Source organism: Herbidospora galbida, from assembly GCF_005233835.1.
GTDB classification, from domain to species: domain Bacteria; phylum Actinomycetota; class Actinomycetes; order Streptosporangiales; family Streptosporangiaceae; genus Herbidospora; species Herbidospora galbida.
Map to the genome: position 1 here is coordinate 16,236 of NZ_SZQA01000062.1, position 11,686 is coordinate 27,921.

Sequence of the window (11,686 nt, forward strand, 5' to 3'; positions counted from 1 at the left end):
CCGTGATTCTCCCGTTATGTGGAGAACAGGGTGGCGCGCATGTGGCCCTGACCAGCGGATTCGACAACCGATCAACGGGCCAGTCAGCCCTTGATGGATTTGATCAAGAGCTGGGCCACGTCGACGACCTCCAGCGTCTCCTTGGCCTTGCCGGTGTTCTTCTTCTCGTTGATCGCGTCGCCGAGCATCACGAGGCAGAACGGGCAGGCGGTCGACACCGTGTCAGGGTCGGTGGTGAGCGCCTCGTCGACCCGCTCGGTGTTGATGCGCTTGCCGATCCGCTCCTCCATCCACATCCGCGCGCCGCCGGCGCCGCAGCAGAACCCGCGGTCCTTGTGACGGTGCATCTCCTGCGTCGTGACGCCGGGCACCTTGGCCATGATGTCGCGCGGCTGCGAGTAGACCTTGTTGTGCCGCCCGAGGAAGCACGGGTCGTGATAGGTGATCTTCTCCTCGATCGGCGTGATCGGGGTCAGCTTCCCGGTGTCGACCAGATGAGACAGCAACTGCGTGTGGTGTACGACCTCGAAGTGCCCGCCCAGCTGCGGATACTCGTTGGCCAGGGTGTTGAAGCAGTGCGGGCAGGTGGCCACGATCTTCTTGACCCCGGCCTCGTTGAGCGTCTCGATGTTCTGCTGGGCCAGCATGTTGAACAGGAACTCCATGCCCAGACGGCGGGCCGGGTCGCCGGTGCAGGCCTCCATCGGGCCGAGCACCGCGAACTTCACGCCCGCGATGTGCAGCAGCTCGGCGACCGCCTTGGTGGTCTTCTTCGCCCGGTCTTCGAGAGCGCCCGCGCAGCCGACCCAGAAGAGGTATTCGGTGTCTTCGGGCATCTTCTCGTCGACGATCTCGACCTCGAAGTCGAGTTCCTCGATCCACTCGGCGCGCTTCATCTCGGGCATGCCCCACGGGTTGCCCTTGTTCTCGAGGTTCTTCAGCATCACGCCGGCCTCGGACGGGAAGGCCGACTCGATCATGACCTGGTAACGGCGCATGTCGAGGATGTGGTCGATGTGCTCGATGTCGACCGGGCACTGCTCGACGCAGGCGCCGCAGTTGGTGCACGACCAGAGCACGTCGGGGTGGATGACGCCCTGCTCGCCGACCAGCGGCTTCTCCAGCAGGGCCAGCACGTCCTGACCGGCGTGGGCGCGCTGCTCCTCGCTCATCAGCAGGTAGGGCGCGACCGCGAAGGCGTGGTCACGCTGGTCGAGGATGAGCATCTTGGGCGACAGCGGCTTGTCGGTGTTCCAGGCCGGGCACTGCGACTGGCAGCGGCCGCATTCCGTACACGTGTAGAAGTCGAGGAAGCCCTTCCACGTCGTCTCTTCGATCTTGCCGCGGCCGAAGACGTCGGTCTCGGGGTCGGCCTCCTCGAAGTCGAGCACCTTGCCGCCGCTGCGCATCTCCTGGGCCGCGCCCATGCCGTCGGGCCGCCGCGAGAACAGCACGTTCAGCGGGGCGGTGAAGATGTGCAGGTGCTTGCTGTTCACCACGATGACCGCGAACACCAGCATCAGGCCGATGTGCAGCAGCAGCGCGATCTCTTCCAGCAGTGACGAGGTCGGCAGGATCCGCGCCACGAGCTCGGAGACGAACGCCCCCGACTCGTAGGGGAAGTTGCCGGTGTTGATCGCAGCCGCCCGGAACAGGAACAGCGACCAGATGATGTTGAAGATCATGAACAGGATCACCCACGCGCCGCCCAGGTGAGACCCGGAGAAGCGGGAGTTCCGGCCCAGCTTCGAGGGCGCGTTCTTGATCCGGATCACGGCGAAGGCGACCAGGCCGAGCAGCGCGGCCAGGGCGATGAAGTCCTGCAGGAAGCCCAGCGCCGGCCAGCGGCCGATCAGCGGGATGTGGAAGTCGGGCCGCCCGGTGATGGCGCCCTGGATCATCGCGCCGTATGCCTCGACATAAACGGTCAAAAGAATGAAAAACGCCCACATGACAAAGAAGTGGGCAACGCCCGAGGGCGTCCACTTGAGCAGCTTCTTCTGCCCGAAAACCTCGACCAGCTGGGCCTTTATCTCGGCCCCGATGTTCGCGCGGGCGTACGCGATGCGTTCGGGCGCCGGTTCGCCGACAGTGGCGAGCCGATAAAGGAAGCCCACCCGCCTGGCCACCACCGCGATCGTCAGCGCCGTCATCAGCAGCCCGATTATGCAGACCAGCAACACTGGGGCCTCCTCATCGCCATCGTGGTCACCATAATCAGACCCTAGAACAAACCTCTAGAAGGCGCTCCGTCAGGGGTCGACATATCGTTGCAACGTGGGCGCGAGCAGGGCGACCAGCTCGTCGGGCGTCGCCGACGCGATCGGCTCGATCTTGACGATATAACGGAGCATCACCACGCCGATCATCTGCCCGAAGGCCGCCTCGATCCTGATCGGATCGATGCCCAGGCCCTGGGCGAGCCGCTGGAGCACCGCCTCCCCGAGGAACTCCCGCACCATCGTGGCCGCCTGCTCGTTCGACATCGCCGACCGGATCATCGCGATGATCGGCGCCCGCCGGTCTTCGTCGGAGGCGACCGTCAGGATGAACCTGATCAGCCGCTCCCCCATCTCCTCGCGGGGCCCGGCCAGGATCATCGGCACCGCCACGCTCGGCTCGACCGGGAACTGCATGGCCGCGACGAACAGGCCCTCTTTGGTGTCGAAGTAGTGGTGGACCAGGGCCGGGTCGACGTTCGCCTCACGGGCGATCCCCCGGACCGTCGCCTTGTCGAACCCCTTCTCCGCGAAAACCCCCCGGGCCGCGGTGATGATCTCACCCCGGGTGTCGAGGGATCCGGGCCGTCTACCGGGCCTGCGCCTCCGCTGTTCCGTCATCCGGCGGGCTCTTTCCGGCCGACCGCGAGGTAAACGCGCATCGGCACGACAAGATCACCACCAGGGCAGACGCGCAGGAGCTCGGCCCGCTCGCGATCGATCAGCTCGTCTGCCTGGGCCTGGTCGAGCCGGGCCATGTAGGAGTGGGAGCGCAGGTTGGTCAGGAACACGTCGAGCCGCACGTGGCGGGTCCAGTGGACCCACCGGTCGCGGACGTCGAGCCCGCCCTCGGTCATCGCCCGCGCGATGGCCGGCAGGTCTCTGCCCTCGGGCCCGGTGTAGCCCGGCACATCGGACAGCCTGATCTGGCACTCGGCCAGCCAGCCGGCCTTGCGGGTGTCGACGGAGTTCCACCATCCGGCGACGGCCTTCCGGCTGACCCTCTTGGCCTCCTCGATAGACCGCGCCGGGTCGAGCCAGTGCCACGCCTGGGCGTAGGTCACCAGGTCGGCCGAGCCGTCGCGGAAGGGCAGCACGTTGCCGTCGGCCAGGACGGAGGCGCCGTCGTGATAGGCCAGCATGTGCCCGGCGAGATCGGCGGCCACCACCCGGGCGCCCCGCTTCTGCATGCCACGGGAGGAGATGCCGGTCCCGGCGCCGACGTCGACCACGGTGGCGCCGTCGAGCGTGGTGCCGGACAGTTCGGACAAAGCGTCGTAGAGCGCGGCGGGGTACTCCGGTCGGGCCGCGTCGTACGCCTCGGCCACCCTGGGCGCGTCGAAGACCAGGTGACTCATGGGGTTGTAGCGCTCATTTCCTCGCGGACGAGGCGGCGAAGTTGAGCCGGGCGAAGGCCAGCGCCTCGGCCAGGTCGTCGATCCGCTCGCTGCGGGTCGCCGCCCTCCGCGTGTTGATCTCCAGCACGATCAGCCCACCATAGCCCGCGTTGGCGAGGCGCTCCAGCAGCGGAGCGCAGGGCTGGTTGCCCCGTCCAGGAACGAGGTGTTCGTCCTTGTTCGTGGTGCCGATCCCGTCGGCCAGGTGGAGGTGGGCCAGCCGGTCGCCCAGCTTGGTGGCCATCTCCATGGCGTCGGACCCGGACACCGCCGTGTGGGACAGGTCGAGGGTGACGTCGGGGAAGTCGTAGTCGAGGGGGTTCCAGTCGGGCGAGTAGGGCACGACCTCGTTGCCCCGGGCCCGGAGGGGGAACATGTTCTCGACCGCGAAGACCACGTCGGTCTCGTCGCGCATGCGGGCCAGCCCGATCTCGAAGTCACGGGCGTAGTCACGCTGCCAGCGGAAAGGGGGATGCACCACGACGGTGCCGGCGCCCAGCCGCTCGGCGGCGGCCTGGGCCTTGCGCAGCTTGAGCCACGGGTCCTTGCCCCACACGCGCTGCGTGACCAGCAGACAGGGCGCGTGGATCGCGAGGATGGGCAGCTCGTAGTGGTCGCGGAGACGCTGGAGCACGTCGACGTCCTGACTGACCGGATCCTGCCCGACCATGATCTCGACGCCGTCGTAACCCAAGCGTGCCGCGAGCTCGAAGGCGTCGGGGGTTCGCTCGGGATAGACCGATGCGGTCGACAACGCGATCTTCGCATTGGGCACCCGGACGACCTCGCTCCTTCCGATATATGTACGCTCGCCACGACTCTTGCTCACCCTGCCAGACTAAGCGGGCGTGTGCCCGGTCGAGGCGAACCTAGGGTTGCGTCATGGCCAGCATCGTCAAGGGCGCCGTGCCCAGCCCCAACATCTGGAACACCCCGGCCGTCTACGAACTGGAGAACCACGCGGTCGACCCCGACCGGCGGGTCGAGTCGGCGATGCGGGCCCTGCGCCCCTGGACCGGCTCGACAGTGCTCGACATCGGCTGCGGAACCGGCTACCACCTGCCCGCCCTCGCCCTGGAGGCCTCCTCGGTGATCGGCGTGGAACCCCACGGCGACCTGGCCGCCCTGGCCCGCCGCCGCTGCGCCCGGGTGCCGAACGTGACCGTCCACACGGCGACCGCCCAGGAGATCCCCCTCCCCGACCATTCGGTGGACGTGGCCATGGCCCGCTGGGCCTACTTCTTCGGCCCCGGCTGCGAACCGGGCCTGGCCGAGCTGTCCCGGGTGCTGCGCAGGGGCGGCGCGGCCTTCGTGGTCGACCTGGACGCCACCCGGGGTCCGTTCGGACGCTGGTTCTCCGCGACGGTGCCGACGTACTCCCCAGAGGCCGTGGAGGCCTTCTGGGCCCGGCAGGGCTGGTCGAGGCAGGAGCTCGACCTGCGGATGGTCTTCGAGCGCCGAGCCGATCTAGAAGCGGTCTTGAAGATCGAGTTCGCCCACACGGTCGCGAAGGCGGCCATCCGCGAGACCGAAGGCTTGGAGATCCCCTACCCGAACATCCTGAGGTGGCGGCTCTTCTGACACGCCAGGGCCGTCCGTGAACGCCCCAGCCCACCGCCCTTCGACGAGGCCGGGTCGCGCGGGCAGAAGGCCCGTGCGGCTATTGGCACAGGCCGCACGCCACGCGGGCAAGACGGCCCAGTGCGGCGGCCTGCCAGGCCCTGTCCTGTCGTGGTCTTCCGAATCTGTCGGGGGCCGCCGGTAGCCTGCGCCTCGTGGCTAAAGCGACCAAGGTGTCCTATCGGTGTGGCGAGTGCGGCTGGGTGACCGTCAAGTGGGTCGGCCGGTGCGGGGAGTGCCAGGCGTGGGGCACGGTCGAAGAGGCCGGGGTCCGGGCCGGGGTGACCGAGGTCAAGGCGGGGGCGATCACCTCGCCGGCCGTTCCGATCGGCCAGGTCAAGGCCGAGGTCGCGCACGCCAGGCCGACCGGGGTGAGCGAGCTCGACCGGGTCCTCGGCGGCGGGCTGGTGCCGGGGGCGGTGGTGCTGCTGGCCGGCGAGCCGGGCATCGGGAAGTCGACCCTGCTGCTGGAGGCCGCCGCCCACGCCGGGCGGCGCGAGACCGTGCTCTACGTGACCGGTGAGGAGTCGGCTTCGCAGGTGCGCATGCGGGCCGACCGCATCGGCGCCGTCGTCGACAACCTCTACCTGGCCGCCGAGACCGACCTGGGCGCTCTGGTCACCCACGTCGAGCGGGTCAACCCGCGGCTGCTGATCGTCGACTCCGTCCAGACGATCGGGTCCGCCGAGGCGACCGGGGTGCCGGGCGGGGTCACCCAGGTCCGCGAGGTGGCCGGGAACCTGGTCCGGCTGGCCAAGGAGCGCGGCATGGCGACCGTCCTGGTCGGCCACGTCACCAAAGACGGCTCGATCGCCGGGCCGCGCGTGCTGGAACACCTCGTCGACGTCGTCCTCCACTTCGAGGGCGACCGCAACTCGCGGCTGCGCATGGTGCGGGCGATCAAGAACCGGTTCGGCCCGATCGAAGAGGTCGGCTGCTTCGACCTCCACGAGAAGGGCATCACCGGCATCACCGACCCGAGCGGCCTGTTCCTCTCCCGCCACCCCGAGCCGGTCCCGGGCACCTGCGTGACCGTCACGATCGAGGGCACCCGCCCCATCCCGGCCGAGCTCCAGGCCCTCGTCGGCCCCACCGAGGCCCCCCAGCCCCGGCGCACCTCCTCCGGCCTCGACTCCTACCGCGTCGCGATGGTCCTGGCCGTCATGGAGCGCCGCCTCAACGCCAAGATCGGCCGCTGTGACGTCTTCACCGCCACCGTCGGCGGCATCCGCCTCACAGACCCGGCCGTCGACCTGGCCCTGATGCTCTCGGTCGTCAGCGCCGCCGGAGACAACCCGCTCCCGCACGGCCTGATCGCGATGGGCGAGGTCGGCCTCGCCGGTGAACTGCGCCCGGTCAGGGAGGTCCGCCGCCGCCTGGCCGAGGCCGCCCGCCTGGGCTTCACCCGCGCGCTGGTCCCGGCCGGCTCGATGGAGGCCGTCACCCCGCCCCGCCTCGACCCGCCGCCGAGAAGCAGGCGCGGCGAGGTCGTCGCCGTCCGCGAACCCCTCCGGACCTCCACCTTCGCCCCCGGGTTCACCGTCACCGAGGCCGAGAACGTCTGGGACGCTCTGACACACATCCGGTGAGGAGCCCGTTACGTCGGTAAACTGCGTAGTAGCCGTGTGAACCAGCGGGGGTCACTTACGTGCAAAACGACAAACAAGCCGACGAGCGCAGGCGCGCCGTCCTGGCGACGCTCGCCCCGGGAACCATGCTGCGCGACGGGCTCGAGCGCATCCTCCGGGGCCACACCGGCGGTCTGATCGTGCTGGGCTACGACCCGACCGTCGAAGAGCTGTGCACCGGAGGCTTCCAGCTCAACGTCGAGTTCACCGCCACCGGCCTGCGCGAACTCGCCAAGATGGACGGCGCGATCGTGCTCGGCGAGGGCGATCATCGCATCCTCCGGGCGGCCGTCCACCTGGTGCCCGATCCCGGCGTGCCGACCGACGAGTCGGGCACCCGCCACCGCACCGCCCAGCGGGTCGCCCGCCAGACCGGCTACCCGGTCGTCGCGATCAGCAAATCCATGCGCATCATCGCCGTCTACCTCGACGGTGTCAGACACGTGCTCGAAGAGTCGGCCGCGATCCTGTCGAAGGCCAACCAGGCGCTGGCCACCCTTGAGCGCTACAAACTGCGCCTCGACGAGGTCTCCGGCAACCTGTCGGCCCTGGAGATCGAAGACCTGGTGACCGTCCGTGACATGGTCGCGGCCGTGCAGCGCCTGGAGATGGTCCGGCGCATCGCCCGCGAGATCGAGGGCTACGTCGTCGAACTCGGCACCGACGGCCGCCTTATCTCCCTCCAGCTCGACGAACTGGTGGCCGGGGTCGAAGACGACCGCTCCTTCATCGTCCGCGACTACCTGCCCGACGCCCTCGGCCCCAAGCAGCGCGGCTTCAGCGACGCCCTCCGCGAACTCGACGACCTGAGCTCGACCGACCTGCTCGACCTGTCACGGGTGGCCGGGATCCTCGGCAGCACCGGCCCCGAGGCCCTCGACTCGCCCGTGAGCCCCCGAGGGTTCCGCCTGCTGGCCCGGGTGCCCCGCCTCCCGGCGTCGATCGTCGACCGTTTGGTCGACCACTTCGGCGGCCTGCAGAAACTCCTGGCCGCCAGCATCGTCGACCTGCAGATGGTCGGCGGGGTGGGCGAGACGAGAGCCCGCAGCGTACGAGAGGGTCTGTCCCGCCTGGCGGAGTCGTCGATCTTGGAACGTTACGTGTGAAATCGCCCCGCCTCCGGCGCGGCGGGCTCGGGCGCCTGTTTGAGGGCCGCGCCTCCGGCGCGGCGGGCTCGGGCGCTTTCAGCCCCCGTCTTCCCTCGTCGCTTCGGTTCGCTTCGCTCTCCTGCGCTCCTCAGTCCAGACGGGGCGCGCCCTCGCGGGGCCTGAGGGCTTATCGCAGGTGGAAGACGTTTTTCTTGCTTCGCAGGTTGCCTGCCCTGGCTATCGCTATGTAGGTGCCTTTGCCGGCGACGGTCGATCTTGCTGTGCAGGAGTCGCCTGAGCGGTTGCGGTCCCATTCGATGGAGCGGACGTAGGGGATGCCGCGTTTCAAAGTTTGGCGGTCGATGCCTGAGCCGCTGACGCAGTCGGCGGTCGACCAGATGCGGGCCGGACCCGAGGTGATGCGCATCTCCAGGGCCCGGGGGCCTACGTCCACCTTGCACGGGTTTTTGGCGGTGTTGACCACGGTCAGCATGAAGCCGGGGCGTTCGGCGCCCGTGTAGATCTCGCGGCCGGCGGTCAGGTTGACGACCAGGTCCTTCGGGTTGCAGGTGCCGCTCTCGCGTTTCTCCGGTGCGCCCGACGGTGACGGGGTGGCCGACGGCGTGGGCGTACCGGAGGGAGCAGTGCTTGGGGTGCGTGGCGAGGGCAGCGAGACGATCAACGCGTCGGACGTGCCCTTGGCAGGGGCGGCGCCGGCCAGCGGCGCGTCTGGGCCGCTCGTGCAAACCCAGGCGATTACGGCCCCCACGACGAGCATGCCGGTCAGCACCAGCACTCGGCGCCGCCAGTAGACGTCCGGGCCCTCGACTACCTCACCACGGAAGGTGTCCGGATCCATACTCACAGTATTAATAGACCCGGTGGTCTCGACGGACGCGCCTCGCCGGGGAGCGAGGTCAACTACAGTGCGGAAACGTGGCTCATCCGCTTCACTCCCCCATCCTCGACTGGTATGCCGAGCACAATCGCGACCTCCCCTGGCGCCGCCCCGAGGCGACCCCCTGGGGCATCCTGGTCAGCGAGATCATGCTCCAGCAGACCCCCGTGGTGCGCGTCCTCCCGATCTGGGAGGAGTGGATGACCCGCTGGCCCACTCCCGAGGCCCTGGCGAAGGAGCCTCCTGGCGAAGCGGTACGCAACTGGGGCCGCCTGGGCTACCCGAGAAGGGCCCTCCGCCTCCACGCCTGCGCCAAGGCCATCACCGAGTCCTGGCACGGCGAGGTCCCCTCGACCTACGACGACCTGCGCACCCTCCCCGGCATCGGCGACTACACCGCCGCCGCGGTGGCCAGCTTCGCCTACGGGAAGAGCCACGCGGTCCTCGACACCAACGTCCGCCGGGTGCTGGCCCGCACGATCCGCGGCGAGGAATATCCCCCCAAGGCGACGACCACCCCCGAGAAGCGCCTGGCCGAGTCGCTGATCCCGCCGATCGGCGCGCCCCGCTGGGCGGTCGCGGTCATGGAGCTCGGCGCACTGGTCTGCACGGCGCGCTCCCCCCGCTGCGCCGACTGCCCGGTCTCCTCGCGCTGCGCCTGGCTGCTGGCCGGAAAGCCCGCCCACGACGGCCCCGAGCGCAAGGGCCAGACCTACGCCGGCACCGACCGCCAGTGCCGCGGCCGCCTCCTGGCGGTCCTCCGCGACGCACCGGGGCCGGTGGAGAAGGCGCTGCTCGACGCGGTGTGGGCCGACGCGGTCCAGCGAGAACGCGCCCTCGACGGCCTCCTGGCCGACGGCCTGGCCGAACTGGTCGACGACGACCTCTACGCCCTGCCAGGCTGACCGGCCCGGCGGCTTCGCCGTCAGGCGGCGAGCTTGAGGCCCAGCGCCGTCAGGTTGCTCCTGGTCCAGTCGAGGTCGTCGGCCAGGCGGGCCACCAGGGCCGCCGGGCCCTTCGTCTTCGGGGCGACCCACTCGTGGGCCTCGACCTCGATGTGGGCGCTGCCGTGGACGGCGCCCGACAGGAGCGCGTTGAGTGTGTTGGGGATCTCGTCCATGTTGTTGTGTACGTGCCCCAGTTTGACCACAGGCGCTCCCGCCTGGGCCAGGCCACGGAGAGCCTTCCCGGCCTCCTCCGCGCCGCCACAGGTCAAATGACAGGCGTCCAGACACACTCCGAGGTGTTCGGAGTCGATGCCGCAGACCCGCTCCAGCGCCTGCTCGGTCGTTTCGAGGACGCAGCCGGGCCACGGCTCGAAGCCGACCCGGATGTGCTTGCCGGTCACGCTGTAGATCCCGCGCAGTTCACGCGACAGGCGCTCCAGCCGGCGGGAGGCGATGGCGTGCAGGTCGGCGGGCCAGTCGCGGCGCCAGCCGATCGGGATCGTGGAGATCGAGCCGAACCGGACGTCTTCCGGCAGCAGGAAGGCGAGGATCTTGGCCAGCGACATCGTGTAGCGGTAGCGCTCCGGCTTGGCCCAATCGGGGCCGGGCGTCTCCTGGTGGCGGCCGCCGGTCCCGTTGAGGCTGACCACCTCCAGGCCGCGCTCCTCCAGCGACCGCCGGAGGCGGACCAGCTCGATGCGGTCGGAGACGAGGTGGTCGGCGACCGTCGGGGCCAGCCAGAGGCCGATGCCCAGGCGGTCGACGCCGAGCTTCTTCCGGACCGGCACGGCGTAGCGGGTCAGGTGGGCGATCAGGTTCTCCAGATCTTCCGCCGGGTGAACGCCCGCGTTGTAGGCCAAGTGGACGACGGTTCCGTCGTCGTGGCGCAGCCGCATCGTTGCCTCCAAAGGTCCGACTCAAATCCAGCCACGCAACCTGTCCTGATCGCATGGGGCTCGAGTCCCGGGACGCCGGGATTCCAGAGCATGCCGTCGTACGGCACTCCGGTGCGTCCACCCCGCAGTTGATTCGGAGGTACGCCTGCAGGAGGACGTCCCTTCGCTCTACACAGTGTAGTACTACCTTTGGTGGTGCGGCCACGTTCCTTCACCCAGTTGTGACGTGAACGTAAAACAGCGGGCCGCCCCCGGAGGGACGACCCGCTGGTGAACCGTCAGGCCCTAAGCGCCCTTGGTGATCGCGTCGACGATCGCGGCGGCGCTGTCGGGAACGCCTTCGGCCTTCGCCTCGCCGACGAAGGTGAACTTGGCGGCCTCGCCCTCACCCTCCACGTCGACCTTGACGACCTGGCCGGGACGCAGCTCCCCGTAGAGGATCTTCTCCGACAGCGAGTCCTCCAGCTCACGCTGGATCGTGCGACGGAGCGGACGGGCGCCGAGCACCGGGTCGTAGCCACGGTCGGCCAGCACCTGCTTGGCGGCCGGGGTGAGCTCGAGGCCCATGTCCCGGTCCTTCAGGCGGGCGTCGACCTGCGCCAGCATCAGGTCGACGATGCGGATGATCTCCGTCATCGTGAGCTGGTGGAAGACGACGGTGTCGTCGACGCGGTTGAGGAACTCGGGCCGGAAGTGCTGCTTGAGCTCTTCCTGGACCTTGGCCTTCATCCGGTCGTAGTTGCCCTCGACGTCGTTGTTCTTGGCGAACCCGACCCCGATGCCCTTGCTGATGTCACGGGTGCCGAGGTTGGTGGTCATGATGATGACCGTGTTCTTGAAGTCGACCACGCGGCCCTGGGCGTCGGTCAGGCGACCGTCCTCCAGGATCTGCAGGAGGCTGTTGAAGATGTCGGGGTGGGCCTTCTCGATCTCGTCGAACAGCACCACCGAGAACGGCTTGCGCCGCACCTTCTCGGTCAGCTGACCGCCCTC

At 69.1% G+C, this 11,686-nt stretch carries 11 protein-coding genes; 4 read left to right on the forward strand and 7 right to left on the reverse strand.

All coding sequences use genetic code 11. From position 1 onward, the window contains the following. Nucleotides 1-83: 83 nt before the first annotated feature. The 4 genes from FDA94_RS36480 to FDA94_RS36495 form a co-directional block, all read right to left on the reverse strand. On the reverse strand, nucleotides 84-2,183 hold the full coding sequence (locus tag FDA94_RS36480) for a (Fe-S)-binding protein (protein ID WP_246060350.1): 2,100 nt from the start codon (nucleotides 2,181-2,183) through the stop codon (nucleotides 84-86). 69 nt (nucleotides 2,184-2,252) lie between these two features. Further along, the gene (locus FDA94_RS36485; protein ID WP_137251595.1) at nucleotides 2,253-2,840 is read right to left on the reverse strand and encodes a TetR/AcrR family transcriptional regulator; all 588 of its coding nucleotides are present in this window, start codon (nucleotides 2,838-2,840) and stop codon (nucleotides 2,253-2,255) included. Then, entirely contained in the window at nucleotides 2,837-3,577 is a 741-nt protein-coding gene (locus tag FDA94_RS36490) for a class I SAM-dependent methyltransferase (RefSeq protein ID WP_137251596.1), read from the reverse strand. The genes FDA94_RS36485 and FDA94_RS36490 overlap by 4 nt, the downstream gene beginning before the upstream one ends. Before the next feature lie 13 nt (nucleotides 3,578-3,590). After that, entirely contained in the window at nucleotides 3,591-4,445 is an 855-nt protein-coding gene (locus FDA94_RS36495; RefSeq protein ID WP_246060351.1) for a sugar phosphate isomerase/epimerase family protein, read from the reverse strand. Between the two features lie 53 nt (nucleotides 4,446-4,498). Here FDA94_RS36495 and FDA94_RS36500 point away from each other — a divergent pair, with 53 nt between their 5' ends. From FDA94_RS36500 to disA, 3 genes are all read left to right on the forward strand, one after another. Then, nucleotides 4,499-5,197, forward strand: coding sequence for a class I SAM-dependent methyltransferase (locus FDA94_RS36500; protein WP_137251597.1), 699 nt, complete (start codon nucleotides 4,499-4,501; stop codon nucleotides 5,195-5,197). A gap of 194 nt (nucleotides 5,198-5,391) precedes the next feature. Then, nucleotides 5,392-6,825 (forward strand): DNA repair protein RadA, encoded by a 1,434-nt coding sequence (radA, locus tag FDA94_RS36505; protein WP_137251598.1) that lies wholly within the window; start codon nucleotides 5,392-5,394, stop codon nucleotides 6,823-6,825. A 59-nt stretch (nucleotides 6,826-6,884) separates the two neighbouring features. Then, entirely contained in the window at nucleotides 6,885-7,970 is a 1,086-nt protein-coding gene (disA, locus tag FDA94_RS36510; protein WP_137251599.1) for a DNA integrity scanning diadenylate cyclase DisA, read from the forward strand. A 169-nt stretch (nucleotides 7,971-8,139) separates the two neighbouring features. Here disA and FDA94_RS36515 read toward each other — a convergent pair whose 3' ends face one another. Then, the gene (locus FDA94_RS36515) at nucleotides 8,140-8,811 is read right to left on the reverse strand and encodes a hypothetical protein (RefSeq protein ID WP_137251600.1); all 672 of its coding nucleotides are present in this window, start codon (nucleotides 8,809-8,811) and stop codon (nucleotides 8,140-8,142) included. Between the two features lie 77 nt (nucleotides 8,812-8,888). Here FDA94_RS36515 and FDA94_RS36520 point away from each other — a divergent pair, with 77 nt between their 5' ends. Beyond that, nucleotides 8,889-9,755 (forward strand): HhH-GPD family protein, encoded by an 867-nt coding sequence (locus tag FDA94_RS36520; protein WP_137251601.1) that lies wholly within the window; start codon nucleotides 8,889-8,891, stop codon nucleotides 9,753-9,755. Nucleotides 9,756-9,775: 20 nt separating this feature from the next. On the opposite strand, the gene FDA94_RS36525 is transcribed toward FDA94_RS36520, so the two are convergent. Continuing rightward, a complete protein-coding gene (locus FDA94_RS36525; RefSeq protein ID WP_137251602.1) occupies nucleotides 9,776-10,693 on the reverse strand; it encodes a TIM barrel protein in 918 nt (305 codons plus the stop codon). 285 nt (nucleotides 10,694-10,978) lie between these two features. Continuing rightward, nucleotides 10,979-11,686: AAA family ATPase (locus FDA94_RS36530; RefSeq protein WP_170991280.1), on the reverse strand; the 708-nt coding region annotated here is incomplete at its 5' end.